Here is an 18045-nt window from a genome sequence, read left to right as displayed (position 1 = left end):
CGAGGGCAGCGCCGAGCAGATCCTCCAGACCCTGCAAGCCGGCCTCGAACAGGTCATGTGAATCTCGGCGTCGGACGACGCCGCCCTGGCCGGAACCCAGGGCCTATCAGTACACGACAGGAACGGCTGAACAGTAGTGACTCCACAGACGCAGACCAACGTGAAGACGAATGCTGACGATCGACCCGTCGTGGTCATCACCGAGTGCGACCACGACTCGTTCGCGATTGAGAACGAGGTGGTCTCGTCAGCTGGGGGCATCCTTCGCGTAGCACAGTCCCGTGGTGCCGACGAGCTCGTGGCGAACTGCCAGGACGCTGATGCGATCGTCGTACAGTACGCGGCGATCACTGCAGAGATCTTGGATCGGCTTCCGCACCTCAAGGTGGTCGGACGCTACGGCGTCGGCGTCGACTCGGTCGACGTCGACGCTGCGACGGCGAGAGGAATCCCGGTCTGCAACGTTCCCGACTATGGGACCGAGGCAGTCTCGGACCACGCGATCGGCCTGGCGCTGGCGGTCGGCCGAGGGATTCCACGTCTCGACCGAGGTTTGCGTGCGGGCTCCTTCGACCTCCCGGCCGTGCGACCGTTGTATCAGGTAAGTGGGCGGACGTTCGGCGTCATCGGTGCGGGACTCATCGGGACAGCAACTGCACGAAAGGCTGCCGGGTTGGGCTACGAGGTCATCGTCCATGACAGCGCGGCCGATCCTGCGGCAGCGACCTTCCGCGGTCTCCGGTCCGTTGGGCTGGAGGAGTTGCTCGAGCGTTCGCAGGTCGTGTCGGTGCATACGCCCCTGACGGAGGAGACCCGCGGGATGCTCGCGAAGGACGAGTTCGCGAAGATGCGTGACGACGCGATCGTGGTGAACACGAGCCGAGGCGGCGTGATCGACACCGTTGCACTCGTCGACGCACTCGCGAGAGGCGCGATCGGTGGTGCGGGAATTGACGTCCACGAGGAGGAGCCGGTACCCGTCGGCCACCCGCTCACGACCTTCGACAACGTGGTCCTAACTCCCCACTTGGCCTGGTATACCGAGGAGTCTTACGGCGAGCTTAAGCGCCGGACCGTCGAGAACGTCGTCGACGTCTGTGCCGGACGTACGCCTCGCAATGTCGTGAACCCTGAAGCGCTGCCGGAGACGGGAGCCCGGCGATGACGCGAGAGATGCAAGCAGCAGTATGGGCCGGCGTCGACGACGTCCGCGTCCACGACGTCCCCGTCCCCGAGGTCCCTGAAGGATGGGCCCTCGTCAGGGTTGAATACACCGGGATCTGCGGGACAGACCTGGCTATTGTCCACGGTCGTCACCCCCGTGCCCAGCGCGGCCTCGTCCTGGGCCATGAGATCGCCGGCCGCGTCGAGTCGGCCGGCGCCGGCGGCCCCGCCGCAGGAGCACGAGTCGTCGTCGAGCCACTGATCTCGTGCGGCACCTGCCGAGCCTGTAGGAGTGGTGACACACACGTTTGTACACACCTCGGCCTCTTCGGCATCGACGAGCCGGGTGGTGCAGCACAGTTCGTCGCACTGCCTCCGTCAGCGCTCCATGAGGTGCCGTCGCACGTGGCCCCCGTACACGCGGCACTTGCCGAGCCGTTGGCCGTCGCAGTTCACGCTGTCCGGCGTTCAGGCATGGAAGCCGGAGACGTCGTGGCTGTATTCGGAGCGGGACCGATCGGCATTCTCACCGCGCTCGTTGCGCGCCACGCAGGTGCGTCCCAAGTGATCGTCAGCGACCCGAATTCACGCCGGCTGAGCATCGCGGAATCCATGGGACTCACAGTGGTACCACCGGGTGCCTCGATGCGTGACACGGCCGCCGAACTCACTGGTGGTGACGGTGCTGACACCACGTTCGACACCGCGGCACACCCGTCGGTGGCTGCCGAGCTGACAGACGTCACTCGTGTGCTGGGACGCATCGTCGTCGTCGGGGTCTACAAGGAAGCGCCGCGGGTCGACCTCCGCGCCGTGTGCTTCAAGGAGCAGTCGTTCCTCGGCGTCCGGGTCTACACGCGCGACGATGTCCGGACCGCGATCGATCTGATCGCCGCCGACGAACTCGCGCTGGACCTCTTCCCCGTCTCGGTGTACGAGATGATGCATGTGTCCGAGGCGCTGTCCGCCGCTAGCTCGGGGGACGCAGGGTTGAAAGTACTCCTCGCACCGATGGGAAGTGGCCGGGAATGACGAATCCGTTTGATCTGTCGGGTCGTACAGCGGTGGTCACCGGTGGGGGCCGCGGGCTCGGGCGCGGAATCACACGGTCGATGCTTGGCGCTGGTGCAGACGTCGTCGTCCTCAGCAGGTCGCAGCTCGACGACGAGCTCAGGGCCTTCGCGCAAGGACTCGGTCGCCACATCAGCCACATGCAAGTCGATCTCGGGGACCAGCAGTCGGTGGCACAGGCTGGCGCCGAGGTTCTGGATCGGCACTGCATCGACATCCTCGTCAACAACGCCGGGACCCAGGACCGGCACCCGGCTGAGGACTTTCCCCTCGACGCTTGGGACTCGGTACTTGACGTCAACCTGCGTTCAGTTGTCCAGCTATGCCAGACGTTTGGACGTCCGATGCTCGAGCGAGGAGATGGCAAGATCGTGAACCTGGCCTCGCTCCTCAGCTTCCAGGGTGGGATCACCGTGGCTGCCTACGCGGCTAGCAAAGGCGCGGTTGCTCAACTGACCAAGGCGCTCTGCAACGAGTGGGCCGGTCGAGGCGTGAACGTGAACGCGCTCGCCCCCGGCTACATGGCAACGGACATGAACGCAGCGCTGCTGGCTGATCCGCAGCGACTCGAACAGTTGTCGGCCCGAATTCCGGCGGGCCGATGGGGCGAGCCTGAAGACGTCGGCGACGTGGCCGTCTTCCTTGCCTCAGAGGCCGCCAAGTACGTACACGGTCAAGTGCTAGCGGTCGACGGGGGATGGCTCGCGCGGTGACGCGCTCGACCTCACCGGGGCTCACCGTGCCAGGGGTCTGCTTCGCGTGTGGGGTCCAGCGGGCGATCTAGACATCCATGCGGGTCACGAGAACGTTCCCGGCCACATTGGACGGAGGGCTACCGCACGTGCTCAGGAAAACGGTCGGTGGAGGCCGCTCGATATCGCACGGCCATCTGCCTCCGCCGCAGCGATGTACCCGCTGAAGGGCCAAGCATCCGGGCGTGGCCCTCGTCAGCTAGGGGGCGGGTGTGGCACGAGCGTCGGCGCCACGAGCAGCGCGCGGTTGGGCTGTCCGCGCTGCTCGTAGTCGTCGGGGCCCGCAAATCGGGGTCGCAATCATCGTGGCCGTGGCCGTGGCCGTGGTCGCCGCCGCCGTCGCGCCATTGGCCGCAGTCACCCTGCTCGTCGCAGTCGTCGTCACTGCAGTGTCCGGCACCGCCGACGCCGGCACGATGCAGGTCGCAGATGGTGGCACGGTCTCGTACACCGTGGACGGTTCGACGTTTGTCGACAACGACCCGTCCGCGAACGCGTGGGGCGGCCATGCCAACGGCCGTATCCCCGGCTCGGAGTTGTGCCCGGTGCCGACAGCGCCTGGACATCAGGCACGCTGTGACGCGGCCGAGGCATTCGGCGACCTCACGGCGGCGTTCAAGCAGGAGTTCGGGCACGACATCGCCGTGACGGACGCCTACCGCTCTTACTCCGAGCAGGTGTGGACGAAGGCGTCGAAGGGGTTCCTGGCGGCGACGCCGGGGTACTCGAACCACGGCTGGGGGATCGCGTTCGACCTCGGCAACGGGATCAACGACTACGGCAGCGCGGCGTACGCGTGGATGAAGACGAACGGCTACCGGTTCGGGTTCTTCCACCCGACGTGGGCCGAGCCCGACTCGCCGGACTTCAGCAAGGCCGAGCCGTGGCACTGGCAGTTCGTCCCCTCGGCGTTGCAGGCGCAGCGGCAGGCGACACCGACGTCGGACGGCACACCCGACGGCAACCGTGCCCTGGGCCGATCGATGGCCGCCACCCAGGGCTGGACGGGCTCGCAGTGGGGGTGCCTGGAGAAGTTGTGGACCGCCGAGTCGGGCTGGAACCACCGCGCCGCGAACCCGACCTCGAGCGCGTACGGAATCCCGCAGTCCCTGCCCGGGAAAAAGATGGCGGCCACCGGCGCGGACTGGCGCACCAACCCGGCCACCCAGATCGACTGGGGCCTGGACTACATCGCCGACCGCTACGACACCCCGTGCCAGGCGTGGGCATTCTGGAACAGCCACAGACCGCACTGGTACTGACCTCGGAGGACGCCATGCAACAGCAGCAGAGGCGACGACGGCGGGTCCCGCCGTGGGGCGCGGGCCTGGCGGCGTTGGCCACGGTCGCGCTCGTCGTGGGCGCGGCGGTGTGGTTCGTGCTGCGGGGCGTGCCCGACGGCGGTGCGCCCGGCCACGCAGAAGCGGTACCGAGCGCATCGGCACCGGTAGTTGAGTCGACCTCGGCGCCGTCGCCGTCGCCGTCGACGCTGCACGAGCGGGCTGAGCACCGCGAGGAGGACGCCGCTGAGATGGCCGCCGAGGCAGGTGACGCCGGACGTGTAGGTGACGACGATGCCGCGGATCCCGCCGTCGGCCCGGCCGAGAAGGTCACGGACGCGGATCTCGCAGCCGCACGTGGCTGGCTCACGACCGCCCTGGCCTGGCGTGAGGACGAAGCCGCTCTCGGACCGTGGGGCCGTGCGGTCGAGCGGGCGAACGCCGAGTGGGCGTACTCCGAGGTGCAGGTGACGGTCGTTCCGTCGACGGCGCTGGAGGCGATCGCGTCGGACGCGACGGTCCACGGCGCGCTGCCTCACGTCGTCGAGATTGTCGACGAGACCGACCCGGAGTGGGCCGCACCGGGCGAGGTCACACTGCGAGCCGACGTCGTATTCGGCACCGGCGATGGTTGGACCCGGCCGGGACTGCGGCTGCTCGTCGGCCTCGAGGTCACCGACAGCGAGGTGATGGCCGTGTTCATCGACGACGGGTACGTCGTCTCCGATCCGGAGCTCCTGCCATGACATTCACATGGATCGGCACGGCTGACGGCGACGGCACGGTGAGCATCCCGGCGCTCGACTTCGGCTGGCTCGACGGTGCCGGCACCGGCGCGGCTGGGACGACTCTGCGTGAGATCGCGGGCGGCGTGCTCGCCGTCGGGCTGATCCTGTGTGCGCTCGTGTTCGTCACCGGCGTCGTCTTTTGGGTCGCCGCCCGGGCCACGGGCGGAACGGTGGGCGGCAAGAACTCCTCGTTCTTCGCCGGTGGCGCCGGGGCAGCGCTGCTGGGAATGGTCCTGCTCGGCTCCTTGGTGGGCGCGACCGGGTGGGGCGCGGATACGGTCGGCCACTGGGTGACAACGATCCTGCCGGTCGACTTCGGTGGTTGAGCCCGTGACCGACGCCGGGCGTGCAGCGGCGCTTGCCGAGAGGATCGGCAGCGAGGTGCGCCCCTCCTGGCGGCTGATCACGGCCCTCGCCGTCGTGTCCGTCGTCTGGGCGGTGTGGCTGACCGGACCGGGTTGGGCGACTCCCGCGTTCGTCGTCGCCGCGCTGGCGGGCGCGGCACTGGGTGTGATCGACGTGCGAGACCGGCGCCTCCCGGACGTGATCCTCTACCCGGCCATGTGCGCATGCGCGGCACTGCTGGTGGCGGCCGTCGTGGTGACTGGCGCGTGGGAGAACCTTGCTCGAGCGGGTCTGGGCGCCCCCGCGCTCGGCATCGTGTACCTCGTGCTGAGCCGCATCGGGCCACGGGGACTCGGCCTCGGGGACGTCAAGCTCGCCGTGCTCCTGGGGATGCTCGCCGGCTGGCAGGGCTGGCAGGCCGTCCTCTGGACGGGGGTGTTGCCGTTCCTCCTCGCCGGAGTCGTCGCCGCGGGCCTGCTGATCGCCCGTCGAGCGACCCGCCAATCGATGCTCCCGTTCGGCCCCTTCATGCTCGTGGGCGCGGCCGTTGCGATGACCTGGGCGCCGTAGCGGCCAGACAAGCGGCGATATCGGACCGACGGTTGTCGCAGACGCCGCGATGTGAGGGATGAAGCCTGCGCGAAGGGTGCGGGCCATCCTCCGGAGCGTCCTCATGGTCCTTCCCAGTCACATCCCCGGCATCGAAGCCGCCGATAGCGACGACGTCGACCTCGGCGTCGAGCTCGATTTCGACGCGTTCCCCTTCATGGCCCAGCTCCAGGAGTGGGCGGGCGGCATTCAGGCGGTCTGCCTCATCGTGCTGGGCATCCTGTTCGTCGTCGCGATCGTCGCGTGGATCGCCGGCAAGGCCTCGGCCAGCCAGCAGGTGCAGCGCGTCTCGGTCGGTGCCCTCATCGTGTGCGCGATCGGCGCGGCCCTGACCGGGGCCGCGTTCGCGATCACCGGGTACTTCGCGGGCTTCGACCTCGGGTTCTGACCGTGCGTACGCGCGAGTCCCAGAAGGAGAGGATCCGACGGCGCCCGCCGCGCCGCCGTCGCTGGCCCCTGCGTCGTCCAGCCCGACGGCGCTACCCGCTCGCGATGATCCCTGCCGTCGTCGCCATAGCCACCCTGACCAGCGGATCGTGGTGGAACCCGCTGGACTGGGAGGGCTTCGTCGACGGAATCATCGAGGGCATGGGCGATGCCCTCGTCTGGCTGCTCAACCTCGCGTTCAACAACCCCCTCACGGTCATCTCGGCCTCGGAGTGGCAGGCAGCGTTCGGCCAGGCGGCCAAGTGGGGCGGGGTATTCGCCGTCGTCGCCGTGGCGATGTGCGCGGTGGAGATCATCGCGGGGATGATCTCCTCCGACCACGGCCGCATCCTGCGCGGCTGGGTGTGGGCGATCCTCGCCTGGCCCCTGACGGCCGCGAGCCTCCTGGTGTACTCCCGGCTGGTGAACGCCTCGGACTGGCTGACCACCGGAATCCTCAACTCGATCACCGCGCCCGAGGTCGTCGCCGGATCCGCTGCCGTCACGGGGGCGACGTCGGCCGCGACGACGGCGATGGTGTCGATGCTGCTCGGCGTGGGGACGCTGTCGACGTGGTGGCTCGCGCTCATCTTCGTCGGACTCGCGCTACTGCCCGTGATCGGCCTGGTGATCGTGCTCGGCATCGTGACCTTCGGGCAGATCGCCCTGGCCGCGTTCGCACCCGTCGCGCTGATGCTCATCGGGTTCCGCGGCACGCGTGCGATGTCGAGCAAGTGGCTGCAGATGGCCGTCGCGCTGCTGCTCACCAAACCCATCGCGGCGGGCATCGTCGCACTCGGATGCGCACTCGGCTCCGAGGGCGGAGCGGACGGGCTCATCCTCGGGATCATCGCGATCACCATGGCTGTGGGATCGCCCGCTCTGGCGTTCTCGTTCGTCGGGTTCGCCGGAGCGCAGCTCGGCGGAGCGATGACCGCGCACGCGGACAAGCTCAAAGGGCTGACGAACTCGATGACGCATGCCGGCGCGAACCAGGGAGTGGCCGCGCTGCGCGAGCGACTCGGAGGCTCGGCCAGGGCCGCCGCCGCGACCGCAGGAGCCGGAGCAGCAGGCGACAACGAGGCGGGCTTCAACGGTTTCGGGCCGACGGCGGCGCCCGGCGCGGGTTCGCCTCGACCCTCGGCGAGCGATCCTCACTCGAAGACGGCCAACACAGCCAAAGGCCAAGGTGAGGGGCGCGGCGCTGGGCAGCGTGAGGCAACCGGTTCGGGCAAGGGCTCGGCCGAGACCGGCGGGGGCGCCGCTCGCGGACCAAGGGATCCGGCCAACGGCGGCAGCGCCGCGGGCGGACACGACAACCAGGCCGGCGGTGGGGCAAGCACCACCGACCCGGCAGCGACAGGTACTCACGACGCCGCTGGCCCGAGCGTGGCCGACACCGGCTACGACGGGGCAGCGCTCGATCCTGCCGACGTCCCGGCTCAGGACGGCTGGCCCGACGACACCGTTTCGGCGGCTCCGGTCGATGACGGTCAGGTGAGCGGTGCTGCGTCTCGCCTCGCGGGACCTGTCGGCGATTCTGCCCAGCCTCTTGCGGGGCAGGCCGGCGGCAGCGAGACGACCAGACAACCTGTCGACCCGGCCGGGGCGGCAGGTGCACCGACGTCCGGGGCGAGGGGTGCCGCTTCTTCCGATGGCAGCAGTTCGCGGGCGCTGTCCGGCGAGTCTGGCACTGCGGCGTCAGTCGGACGCAACGCCACAACGTCCAGTGCCAGCCGTCCCGCTGGTGGCACGGCCCCTCGTCGGCAGGGCGCAGGAGGCGCCGGGGCCTCGCACGGGACGGCCCCGCGCTCGGGCACCTCGGAGACCAGGGCCGAGCCGGCTCCGTCCGCGGCTGGACCATCAGCACCGTCCGGCCAAGCGTCCACACCCCCAACCCCTGCCTACGAGCAGCCGGACGAACCCGAGCGCCCGGGCCGACCGCCGTCGGGCACCCCCAAGACGCCGGATCCCGCGCCGCCCGCTGAGCCGGAGACCGAGTCCGGGCCCAACCCGTTCGGAGGCGACCGATGACCCGGACCAGCGATCGCACTACGGAGGACCTCGTGCCGTCGGCGTCGTTCGCGCCGCTGTCACGCTCGGGCGTGATGCTCGGGCTGTCCGGCCCGCAGCTCGCACTCGTCGCGATCGCGATCGCCCGGCCGATGTGGCAGCTCACCGTCGGCAAGGATCTGCCCGGTGCCCTGTGGTCGCTCGCGTGGTGGACGACGCCGATCGCGGTTGTCGCCGTGGGCTCCTGGGGTGGGCGATCGTTCCTCGAGCGGCTCACCACCGTGGGCCTGTTCACCCTGCGCAGGGTGTTCCGCCAGACCTCGACGGTCGTGAAGGTCAACGCCGCCCACGTCGAGGGGCGTATCGCGATCCCTGGCGCGGCGGGGGAGCGGCTGCACTCGTTCGCGCTGGTCGGTGTCGAGTACGGCCAGGGAGCGGCGTTCGTGTGGGACGCCGTCGCGCAGACCGCGACCGCAGCCCTGCGGTTCACCACCGACGCGTGGGACCTCGCCGACGACCAGGTCAAGGCCGCCCGCGCGGCCGCCGTCGGCGACCTGTGTCAGAAGCTCACCACGGCCGACGGCGTGCAGCGCGTCGCCGTGCATGCCCGCTCCTACCCGGGCGCGCCCACCCGCCTTCCCGCCCCGCGCATCCCCGCCTCCACGGCGGCCGGAGCGCTGCTCGCCGACGAGCACGCCGAACTCCTCGCCACGCCCGCCGTCGGGCAGATCCTGCACAGCGACGTCGTCGTGACCGTCACCCTCGCCGCAGGAGCCGTCTCCCGGGACATCGACGCCGCAGGCGGTGGGATCACCGGCGTCTCCCACGTCTTGGCCGACCGGGTCCAGCAGGTCGCCGCCGGGCTGCCCGCGTGCGGCGTGCGCGTCGAGGACGCGACCTGGATGAACGAGGCCCAGATGCGCGGTGCCATCCGCCTCGCCTACGACCCCGACGCCGCACCGTGGCTCGCCGAGCAGGACTGGCAGCTCCCGCCCGACGCGTTGCTCGCCCAGGTCGTCACCGAGCGCCTCGACCACCTGGTCACCGACTCCGCCGTACACCGGTGCTGGTGGGTCGAGCGGATGCCGGCCCTGCCCGCCCGGGCCGGTTTCCTCGCCCCGCTCATCAGCGGCGGACGCACCGCGCACACCGTCACCCAGGTGTGGGAAGCCGTGGACGTGCACCGGGCCGAGAAGCGCCTCAACAACGCCGAGGCCTCGCGCGCGACCGCCGAGCAGGTCAACGAGTTCCTCGGCCGACCCACCACGACCGCGCACACCGCCGAGGGAAAGGAGCTCGCCAAGCGCCGCGCCGAGCTCGAGCTCGGCTACGGCGACGTGCGCTACTCCGCCTGGATCACCGTCCACGCCCCGTCGCTGGACGAGCTGGAACGCTCCGACCTGTGGGTCGCCGGCTCGACACCCGGGATGAAGGTCAAGCTCCTGCGCGGCGACCAGTGGGCCGCGTTCAACACCGCCGTCCTGCCGCTCGGGATCGGAGCACGCGCATGACCACGACGGCGGAACGCCGCCAGGTCGCCGAACCCGCTGTTGAACCCGGAACGACGGCGCCGGACGCGCAGCGTTCGCGGCCTTCCCGAGGGCGGTGGGGCCGCAAGCGCGCGACAGCTACGGCGTCGGGCAGGGAGGAACACGCCACGGAGGTCGAGAGGGCGCGCCCCCGCGTGCGACCGGGTGGGATGTCGTCGGAACCTGGCGAGCGGACCTACCAGGTCACGGCCTTCGCCGGCCCGGGCAACCGCGCCACCCGCAAAGCCGCTCGCCGTGCGGCAAAGGAGGCTCGCACGCAGCTCACTCACGCCGAGCTGCCGACGTCGAACGCCGATGCTCTGCCGAGGCTGTCCCGGCGCCGCGCGTGGGGACGCCTCGCCCGCGGAGGCATGTTTGGTCCGGTCGGGGTCGGGGTGCCGAAGCACGTCACGTCTGCGGCACGGATCGGCGTGCTCACCCCGTTCGTCGCACCCGCGACGACGTCGATCCCCGGGCCGGTCATCGGGATCGAGGCGACCAGCGGCCAGCCGTTCACCTTCGACCCGTGGGGTGCGGTGCAGACCAAGCATGCGGCGTCCCCGGGCGTCGTGGCCTTCGGGCTGCAGGGCACCGGCAAGTCCTTCTGCGTCAAGACCGCCATGCTGCGCGAGATCGGATGGGGCAGGCAGGTCATCGTCTCCTCCGACCCCAAGGGCGAGTGGGTGCCGCTGGCTCGGGCGCTCGGCGGGCAGATCGTCGCCGTCGGACCGGGCAGCGGCAACGTCATCAACCCGCTCGACGAAGGCACCCGCCCGCCCGACGTCGACCCGGCCACCTGGCGCGGGCTCGTCGGCACCAGGCGATCGCTCGCCCTGGAGTCGATCTGCACGACCCTGCGACCAGGCCGGGTGCTCGACGAGTTCGAACGCACCGTCCTGGACCGCGCCGTCGAAGCCATCTCTTCCGGCGCTGTGGCGGCGACCGTCACGGCCGTCGTCGACTGGCTCGAGCGACCGCCGTCGACCCTGCGTGACGAACTCGGCGACGCCGGCGCCGAGGCGCCGACGGCGCTCCGCCTGGTGCTCGGCCGTCTCGTCCGCGGGCCGCTGGCCGGCATGTTCGACGGCGACTCCACCGTGGAACTCGACCCGACGGCACCGATCACCGTCATCGACACGTCCGCCATCGTTGGTGCCGCGCCGGAACTGCGCGCGATCGCCCAGGCAGCGACCTCGGCGTGGATCGACGCGACCCTGCGCTCGGGGGACGGGCGCTGGCGATGCGTGGTGTCCGAGGAAGGCTGGGACGAACTGCGGGACCGCGCTCAGGCTCAAGCGATGGACGAGCGGCTGCGCATGACGAGCCAGTGGCGCTGCTCCAACTGGCTGATCTTCCACGAGCTCGCTGACATCACCCAGTTCGGTGAGGCCGGGTCAGCGCACCGCAACCAGATCAAGGGCATCATCACCAAGTCGGCGATCAAGATCCTCTACAAGCAGTCCGCCGCCTCGATGGCGCTGCTCGACGAGATCGTGCGTCCCACCCAGGCCGAGGCTGACCTGCTCACGTCCCTGCCGCAGGGAGTTGGCGCCTGGCATATCGGGGAGTCGACCCCGGTCCTCGTCGCACCAGTCGCCGGACCGACCGCCTACGCGCTCATCGACACCAGTGTTGGACGGGAGGGCTGTGAGCCCGGCTGACGCCTCCAGCTGGGCGGTGACGGCTGCCGGCAACCGTCGGCATCGTCACACCGAAGATGCTCGCTTGGTGCTCGATTCTGTAGCTGACCCGGCGAACGTGGACGAGGAGCTCGCCGAGCGAGACTTCGGTGACCGCTACGAGACCGCGTAGAAAGTGCGCTGCAGATCGCCAGCGGCATCGGCGGGGGAATGGCTGGTGAATTAACCGAGAGTGGCGCCCTTACGGCCGTTGCACACTGCGCATAGCAACTGCAGGTTCCGCATTGTGTTCGACCCTCCCAGCGCCAACGGGATGATGTGGTCGAACTCGAGGTCCTGGTTCGAGGAGCACTCGACGCACCGGCCGCCGTCGCGCTGCCAGATGGTGATCTTCACGTCCTGTGGGATAGGCTCGCGACGCGCCTTGCGGTCCAACTCGGTGGCCATCGCCTGCAGAGCGTGCGCCTTCTCCAACTGCAGACGCCGCCCGTTTGCCTTCTCATTGAGCAGTGCCAGCACGTCCTGCGGTATCAGGTCTGCGTCGTTGACGGCGTACACCTTCTCCAGGTTCACCAGCCAGTAGTACGTCCCTGCGCGGGACCGGTTGCTCAAGGCTCGCCTCGGAGCGCCGAGCTTCCACGGCATGCCCGCCGTTGTCGCGTCGTCCAAGCTCGCGTAATCCGCAGCGGTCAGATCCCAGTGCATATCGGGATCCCGGGTCGTGAGGATCATCCGCCCCACCTTCCCCGCAGGGGAGTCGTCCGCAGCTAGCCGGACCGCGTCCGCCACGAGCCTCAGTGTTATCGCCACACCGGGCAGGCTACTAGGGTCGACGCCATAGGGGTCGAGGATCGGGGCGCGAGGAGGAGCCGTAAGCGGCTCGACGCAACAGACTGTGGTGTCCACAGGCTTGAACAGGATGAGCCGCTTCCGGCGTCGGTCCTCCGGGGCCCGCCTACTCGGACTTGCCCTTGCCGAAGAGCACATCGGAGTGGAGTCGCTCGAGTTCGTCCTCGATCTCCCAAAATTCGCGGGCGAGCCACTTCAGGGCCGACTTCATGAAGGCCTTGGTGTCCCTCTCGGGGGCCTCTGTCCGGTATCTGCGCTTCATGGAGACGAAGTCGAACGGCTCGTCGGAGTCCGGGTGCTTGATGAAAGAGCCACTGGCCCACACGCCATGAACGACGAAGTGGCGGAGCTCAAGCGCTGCCTCCAAGCGGTCGACGAGCGCCTTCGGTGCCGTGTTGCGGAGGGCCCTGACGAGCCGTGAACTGGTGTCGTCGTAGCCTGTTGCTCGCTTGTCCCAGTCGCCCGAGGTTGCTTGTAGGAAGGTGCCACCGGCGTCCTCGGCCCAGGCCGCCGCGATGACAACCTCACCTATGAGGTGTGGGAGCTCAGGACTAACCTGCCGCCGGGACATCTGACGGGTGAGTGACTCTGGATCGTTGGCGAGAGCTTCCTCGAGACGGTGGAGCAGCGCGGTGCCCAGAGCAAGCTGCTCGGCTTTGGGTCGCGACTCAAGATCAGGCGGCACTAGCCACTCAAGGAGCTCATCGATGATGTGGGGTTCGTCATTCACGACCATGACCCCGATCATGCCAGTGGACTGGCTCCAAAGGGATGTCAGGCCGGCCATAAACTTCCCGGCCGTGCAGTTGTGACTCCCGTGGCCGGCTCCTCGGCCCGATATCGGAGCCGGATCTGGGCATACGGCGGCAATGTGTGGGGTGAAGTCCGCGTCCGCGGGCTCGCTCTGCCGTCGAGAGGGTCGCCGTGACCAGTCAGGGGTACGTTCCGCAGCGCCGTGAGCGCTCCAGCCAGCTCGGCGGAGCCGCAGCCACGCTGTTCTGCCGACCGGACGACGGGGGTTCGGACGCAACCGCCGAGGTCCAGCAGCATGGCCCGGCCTGGCTCGAGTGCGTCGAACACCGACTCCGGTCGACGAGACTCGCGTGGTGGATGCGGCGGTACGGCGGTGCCTACCGGCGCATGGCTGCGCTCAACGACACCGAGGTCGCTCAGACGCTCGGGATCGCCTGGCTCGCCTACGGGTGTGCTGCGGCGATCGCCGCGATCGTCGTCGGCCCGTGGTCCGTCGGCGTCATCGTCCCGCTCGGCATCGTCGGGCTCGGGGCCACGGCTGTGGCGCTGGTCTGGTGGTTCGGCTACCGGCGCTCAGGTGCGCAGCTTCGCCATCAGATGCTCGCCCGCGAGGGCCTCGCGCGAGGCCGGGAGGTCGCCGAGCACCTCGGGGCGGCAGTCCACGTGGCTACGGCGGAGACGGTCCGCCCGACGTTCACCGCCGAAGCGCAGAGCGAGGGCCGCACCGTGAACCCCGGGGACGTCGCGTTCCTGCTGGGCCACACCTACGGCGAGGAGGTCTGGGTCGGCCTGGAGCGGCCGGTCTACGTGCTGGGTCCGGCGCGGTCGGGCAAGGGTGTCGGCGTCGTCGTCCCGGCGATCCTCGCCGCGCCCGGTGCGTGCATCACGACGTCGACCCGCACGGACAACCTCGAAGCCACCGCCGCCTGCCGGGCGGAGCGCGGTCCGGTCGAGGTGTTCAACCTCGAAGCGTCGGGCGGTCGCCCGCACACGATCCGGTGGAGCCCGCTGGAGGGCTGCGAGGTCCCGCGCATCGCGATGAAGCGCGCCAAGCTCCTGGTCGGCTCATCGGGCCTGGGTGGGGACAACGCCGTGTGGGCCACGAGCGCGGGCGGCATCGTTATGGCGCTGCTGTACGCGGCGGCGATCTCGGGACGGACCATCGCCGACGTCTACCGGTGGTCCAAGAGCCCCGACGCGTGCAAGGAGGCCATGCAGGTCCTCGAGCGCGCCGCCCACTTGCCCGAGTACTGCTCGGCCTCGGGCGAGCAGGTCGACTGGCACACCACGATCCGGTACGTCATGGGCGAGGAGGTGCGGATGAAGGCGAACAAGTGGTTTGGCGTCGAGAACGCGTTCGTGCCGCTCATGGACCCGCACGTGCGCGACCGCCTCGCCGTCCGCCTCACCGACGACGCCGGCCATCGAGTCCCGGGCACCTTCGACACCGAGGCCTTCCTGCGCGAGCGCGGCACCTGCTACATGATCTCGGCCGGCACCTCGACCACCGCGGAGACATCCGGCACGGTCGGCACCTTCTACTCGCTGTTCCTCGACCACGTCACCGACATCGCCCACGAGCTCGCTCAACGCTCACCGGGCGGACGCCTCGACCCGCCCCTGACGCTGGTCCTCGACGAGCTCGCGAACATCCACCCCTGGCCGGGTGCGGCGCGGATGAGCTCGGCCGGGTCCGGTGAGGGCATCCAGCTCGTCGCTGTCTTCCAGTCCCGCTCCCAGGGCCAGGACGCCTACGGCGACGACGTCGAGGAGACGATCTGGAACAACTGCCTCAACGTGCTGCTCCCCGGCGTCAAGGCACCAGAGGTGCTCTCCGCGCTCTCGCAGACCCTCGGGGCCGAGGACCGCTCCACCACCTCGGCGAGCTACAGCCTCCGTGAACCCTTCAGCCGCTCCTGGCAGACGCAGATCTCTCAGCAGGCCACGATCGAGCCAGGGGAGATGCGCCGCCTACCCAAGGGGCACGCGCTCGTCGTCGAAGCGGCGATGCGCCCGATGCTCGTCGACCTCATCCCGTACTGGCGTGGGCCCCACGCGGAGGCCGTCACCCGAAGCAAGGCCTGGTACGCAGAACACGACGGGCAAGCCGTCCCGCCCGCGACCATGGCCCAGGACGACTCCCGGCCCGTCGGCGAGGTGGCGTGATGGGCTACGACGGCAACGAGCAGGCCTGGGGTAGCGACACTCGTCAAGACGCGACACGTGTGAGCCGGCCGCCGCAGGTGTCGCACGGCGACGGCGGGCCGCCCGCCAACGACCCGTTCAGCAGGTCCGGCGGCCTGGGACCCTTCGCGAAAGCCAAGGGCGGCGGCTGGGCGCGTGTCGATGCGGTGTTCCCGGTCCAGCATGACCCTGGTGTCTTCTCCTGGATGGACGCCGACGTCGCCACGCGCGCCGCGGCGATGCAGCGCCTGGACAGGTTCGTCGAGTGGCTGTGTGCCACCTTCGCGTTCGGCGAGGTCATCACCCCGTGCTGGAGCCTGCACCCCGCGATCGTTCAAGAGTTGTGGGCGCTGGAGCGGTACTACCGCCTTGCGCACGACGACGGCGCGAACCTCGCTGAGCCCGTCCGCTGGCTCAACCAGCTCGCCTCGACCCGCAGCAGGCTCGGCGCCGAGTGGAGGGCGCGGGCCTGCGACTATCAGCACGTCGAGCCCATCGCCGAGGCCGCCAGTCGCATCGCTGAGCGTCGCGGCTACTACATCGCCGACTACTGGCCCGATGGCGAGATCCCGTTCGAGGATCCGCCCGGTGGGTTCGCCTGGCAGCGGTGGTCGTGGCCCGACGTCGACGAGTCCGGCGCCGAAATCACTCCGCCCGATCACATCGAGTCCGGCGGAGTTCGCAGACGTCGAGAAGGTGCGCGGGATGGTGGGCGGGGGAGTCCGGAATGAGCGTTGATCTCGCCCACCAGCTCGAGTCCATCCTCCACGGCGAGCCTGAGGTCAGTGGACTGCTCGGCATTCTCGTGGCCGGTCCACTGGACGAGCCGACAGCGGACCGGATCCGCCGAGTCGTAGCGGACGCGTCGCCCGCGGTCCGCATGGCTACGCATCGACGCCTCGTCCTGATGTCGCGCCCGGCAGGCAATTCTGCGTCCGATTCGCCGTGTGGCGTGGATCACATCGGGTTAAGGTCCATTTCACGTGTGGTCGATTGTCACGAGCAATGGGGTGCCCAGACATGACGACAATGACACAACAGAGCGCCGCCGGTGCCGAGACTTCTGGGGCCACGGGTAGGTCCGAGTCCGACCAGATCGCCCCGCCGCCAAAATACCGACGGCGCCCGCTTCTCGTCATCGCCTCGGTAGCCGCCGTGGCCCTGGGCGCCCTGGCGTCCGTGTGGGCCTATCAAGGAGCGTCGGACGCTCAGGACGTGCTCGCCGTGCGCACGACGGTGGAGCGCGGGCAGGTCATCGAGCCCGACGACCTCATGACCGTGCCCATGACGGTCGACCCTGCCCTGCAACCGCTCCCGGCCTCGCAGCTCGACGCGGTCGTCGGCAAGCGAGCCGCGCTCGACCTCGCCGCCGGGGGAGTCGTTACCGCCGACCAGGTCACCGAGACGGTGCTACCCGCCGCGGGGATGTCCGTCGTCGGCCTCAACCTCACCGCCTCCGGCCTGCCCGCAGACCAGGTACGCGTCGGAGACCGAGTCCGCGTCGTCCTCACCTCTGACACGGTGACGGGCACCGGCTCGACGCCGGCAGGACCAGTGGCGATCGACGCGGAAGTGGCCGGTACCGGCATCGACGACGCCTCCGGCAACACGATCCTCAACGTCCAGGTCGCCCACGACGACGCCCCGCTGGTCGCCGACAAGGCCGCAGCGGGCCAGGTCGCCGTGGTCCTCGACGAGCCGGGCGACCAGGAGTGAGACATGGCCCTGATCGCGCTCACCTCAGCCAACGGCTCCCCAGGGGTCACCACGACGGCACTCGGCCTCGCCCTGTCCTGGCCGCGGCCGGTGGTTCTCGTCGATGCCGACCCGACCGGGTCGCGAGCCATACCCGCCGGGTACCTGCGCGGTGGTGAGCTGCCAACCACGCGCACCGTCGTCGACCTCGCCGTCTCCCTGCGCGCGGGCACACTCGTCGAGGACCTACCGAAGTCGGTCTTTACCCTGCCCGACTCGCGTGTGCAGGTGCTGGTCGGCCCCCTCAACCACCTTCAGTCGCAGGTGCTCGGACCCTTGTGGGAGCCGCTGGCCGCCGCATTGAAGGCGCTGGAAGGCAACGGCCAGGACGTCATCATCGACGTCGGCCGCCTCGGCCTGGACGGCAGCCCCAACCCGCTGCTCACCGCCGCGGACCTCGCGCTGCTGGTGACGCGGTCGAGTCTGCCCGCACTCGTCGGGGCGTCCTCCTGGGCACCGACTGTCCGCGAATGGTTCGAGCGGTCCGGTGCGGGCGCCAGCCTGGCAGCACTCGTAGTCGGGCCGGGACGCCCCTACGGCGAACGCGACGCCGCCAAAGTGCTCAAGGTACCCGTGGCCGCGTCGCTGGCGTGGGACCCCGAGTCGGCGTTCGTCTACTCCGACGGCGCCACACCAGCCCGCAAGTTCCAGACCGGAGCGCTGGCCAAGTCGCTGCGCGCCGCAGTCCAAGGGCTCGGCTCCACGCTCACGGCCGTACGCACCGATCTCGGCCTGGCCGTCGAAGGGAGCTGGTCGTGAACGAGTTCCTCGAAGGCGCGACATCCGACGGTGCCGACGACCCGACGAACCTGCCGATCTTCGGCGTCCAGCCGAGCGACACCACCGATCCGCCAGTCGCGGCCCCGCCCACGCAGCCGGCAGCGCAC

The 18045-nt window shown here is 69.7% G+C and carries 17 protein-coding genes; 15 read left to right on the top strand and 2 right to left on the bottom strand.

Annotated elements, in window-relative coordinates; all coding sequences use genetic code 11:
* The first annotated feature begins 160 nt into the window (after positions 1–160).
* The 11 genes from EYB28_RS18385 (at position 161) to EYB28_RS18335 (ending at position 11638) form a co-directional block, all read left to right on the top strand.
* Positions 161–1165, top strand: a complete 1005-nt coding sequence (locus EYB28_RS18385; RefSeq protein WP_240930647.1) for a C-terminal binding protein — start codon at positions 161–163, stop codon at positions 1163–1165.
* Positions 1162–2196 (top strand): zinc-binding dehydrogenase, encoded by a 1035-nt coding sequence (locus EYB28_RS18380; protein ID WP_166850933.1) that lies wholly within the window; start codon positions 1162–1164, stop codon positions 2194–2196. The genes EYB28_RS18385 and EYB28_RS18380 overlap by 4 nt, the downstream gene beginning before the upstream one ends.
* Complete coding sequence (locus EYB28_RS18375; RefSeq protein WP_166850930.1) at positions 2193–2948, top strand: SDR family oxidoreductase; 756 nt, start codon at positions 2193–2195, stop codon at positions 2946–2948. The genes EYB28_RS18380 and EYB28_RS18375 overlap by 4 nt, the downstream gene beginning before the upstream one ends.
* Positions 2949–3298: 350 nt before the next feature.
* Positions 3299–4249, top strand: coding sequence for a D-alanyl-D-alanine carboxypeptidase family protein (locus EYB28_RS20430; protein ID WP_240930646.1), 951 nt, complete (start codon positions 3299–3301; stop codon positions 4247–4249).
* Positions 4201–5013, top strand: coding sequence for a hypothetical protein (locus EYB28_RS18365; RefSeq protein WP_166850927.1), 813 nt, complete (start codon positions 4201–4203; stop codon positions 5011–5013). The genes EYB28_RS20430 and EYB28_RS18365 overlap by 49 nt, the downstream gene beginning before the upstream one ends.
* A 38-nt stretch (positions 5014–5051) precedes the next feature.
* Complete coding sequence (locus tag EYB28_RS18360) at positions 5052–5381, top strand: hypothetical protein (RefSeq protein WP_166850924.1); 330 nt, start codon at positions 5052–5054, stop codon at positions 5379–5381.
* Between the two features lie 4 nt (positions 5382–5385).
* Complete coding sequence (locus tag EYB28_RS18355; RefSeq protein WP_166850921.1) at positions 5386–5970, top strand: A24 family peptidase; 585 nt, start codon at positions 5386–5388, stop codon at positions 5968–5970.
* A 76-nt stretch (positions 5971–6046) separates the two neighbouring features.
* Positions 6047–6397 carry a hypothetical protein gene (locus EYB28_RS18350; protein ID WP_166850918.1) on the top strand — a complete coding sequence of 117 codons (351 nt, stop codon included), beginning with the start codon at positions 6047–6049 and terminating at the stop codon, positions 6395–6397.
* Positions 6398–6501: 104 nt separating this feature from the next.
* A complete protein-coding gene (locus tag EYB28_RS18345) occupies positions 6502–8469 on the top strand; it encodes a hypothetical protein (protein WP_166850915.1) in 1968 nt (655 codons plus the stop codon).
* The gene (locus EYB28_RS18340; RefSeq protein WP_166850913.1) at positions 8466–9959 is read left to right on the top strand and encodes an SCO6880 family protein; all 1494 of its coding nucleotides are present in this window, start codon (positions 8466–8468) and stop codon (positions 9957–9959) included. Before EYB28_RS18345 ends, EYB28_RS18340 begins: the two co-directional genes overlap by 4 nt.
* Positions 9956–11638: a hypothetical protein gene (locus EYB28_RS18335; protein ID WP_166850910.1), complete on the top strand. Its 1683-nt coding sequence runs from the start codon at positions 9956–9958 to the stop codon at positions 11636–11638. The genes EYB28_RS18340 and EYB28_RS18335 overlap by 4 nt, the downstream gene beginning before the upstream one ends.
* A gap of 201 nt (positions 11639–11839) precedes the next feature.
* On the opposite strand, the gene EYB28_RS18330 is transcribed toward EYB28_RS18335, so the two are convergent.
* Positions 11840–12349 carry an HNH endonuclease gene (locus tag EYB28_RS18330; protein ID WP_205710959.1) on the bottom strand — a complete coding sequence of 170 codons (510 nt, stop codon included), beginning with the start codon at positions 12347–12349 and terminating at the stop codon, positions 11840–11842.
* 223 nt (positions 12350–12572) lie between these two features.
* Positions 12573–13202 carry a hypothetical protein gene (locus EYB28_RS18325; protein WP_166850905.1) on the bottom strand — a complete coding sequence of 210 codons (630 nt, stop codon included), beginning with the start codon at positions 13200–13202 and terminating at the stop codon, positions 12573–12575.
* Positions 13203–13606: 404 nt separating this feature from the next.
* On the opposite strand from EYB28_RS18325, the gene EYB28_RS18320 reads away from it, so the two are divergent.
* From EYB28_RS18320 to EYB28_RS18305, 4 genes are all read left to right on the top strand, one after another.
* Positions 13607–15385 (top strand): type IV secretory system conjugative DNA transfer family protein, encoded by a 1779-nt coding sequence (locus tag EYB28_RS18320; RefSeq protein ID WP_166850902.1) that lies wholly within the window; start codon positions 13607–13609, stop codon positions 15383–15385.
* Positions 15385–16134 (top strand): hypothetical protein, encoded by a 750-nt coding sequence (locus tag EYB28_RS18315; RefSeq protein ID WP_166850899.1) that lies wholly within the window; start codon positions 15385–15387, stop codon positions 16132–16134. The genes EYB28_RS18320 and EYB28_RS18315 overlap by 1 nt, the downstream gene beginning before the upstream one ends.
* Before the next feature lie 424 nt (positions 16135–16558).
* Positions 16559–17119 carry an SAF domain-containing protein gene (locus EYB28_RS18310; RefSeq protein WP_240930645.1) on the top strand — a complete coding sequence of 187 codons (561 nt, stop codon included), beginning with the start codon at positions 16559–16561 and terminating at the stop codon, positions 17117–17119.
* A gap of 3 nt (positions 17120–17122) precedes the next feature.
* Positions 17123–17917 carry a hypothetical protein gene (locus EYB28_RS18305; RefSeq protein WP_166850893.1) on the top strand — a complete coding sequence of 265 codons (795 nt, stop codon included), beginning with the start codon at positions 17123–17125 and terminating at the stop codon, positions 17915–17917.
* Positions 17918–18045: the final 128 nt, after the last annotated feature.

This window comes from Isoptericola sp. BMS4 (genome assembly GCF_011634835.1).
GTDB lineage: Bacteria > Actinomycetota > Actinomycetes > Actinomycetales > Cellulomonadaceae > Isoptericola.
This window is presented reverse-complemented; position numbering and strand designations above follow the sequence as displayed.

Coding starts and splice junctions, on each gene's coding strand:
- EYB28_RS18335 (WP_166850910.1), top strand. CDS start 9,956: ATGACCACGACGGCGGAACGCCGCCAGGTCGCCGAACCCGCTGTTGAA.
- EYB28_RS18375 (WP_166850930.1), top strand. CDS start 2,193: ATGACGAATCCGTTTGATCTGTCGGGTCGTACAGCGGTGGTCACCGGT.
- EYB28_RS18380 (WP_166850933.1), top strand. CDS start 1,162: ATGACGCGAGAGATGCAAGCAGCAGTATGGGCCGGCGTCGACGACGTC.
- EYB28_RS18320 (WP_166850902.1), top strand. CDS start 13,607: ATGGCTGCGCTCAACGACACCGAGGTCGCTCAGACGCTCGGGATCGCC.
- EYB28_RS18330 (WP_205710959.1), bottom strand. CDS start 12,349: ATGATCCTCACGACCCGGGATCCCGATATGCACTGGGATCTGACCGCT.
- EYB28_RS18340 (WP_166850913.1), top strand. CDS start 8,466: ATGACCCGGACCAGCGATCGCACTACGGAGGACCTCGTGCCGTCGGCG.
- EYB28_RS18325 (WP_166850905.1), bottom strand. CDS start 13,202: ATGGTCGTGAATGACGAACCCCACATCATCGATGAGCTCCTTGAGTGG.
- EYB28_RS18315 (WP_166850899.1), top strand. CDS start 15,385: ATGGGCTACGACGGCAACGAGCAGGCCTGGGGTAGCGACACTCGTCAA.
- EYB28_RS18305 (WP_166850893.1), top strand. CDS start 17,123: ATGGCCCTGATCGCGCTCACCTCAGCCAACGGCTCCCCAGGGGTCACC.
- EYB28_RS18345 (WP_166850915.1), top strand. CDS start 6,502: ATGATCCCTGCCGTCGTCGCCATAGCCACCCTGACCAGCGGATCGTGG.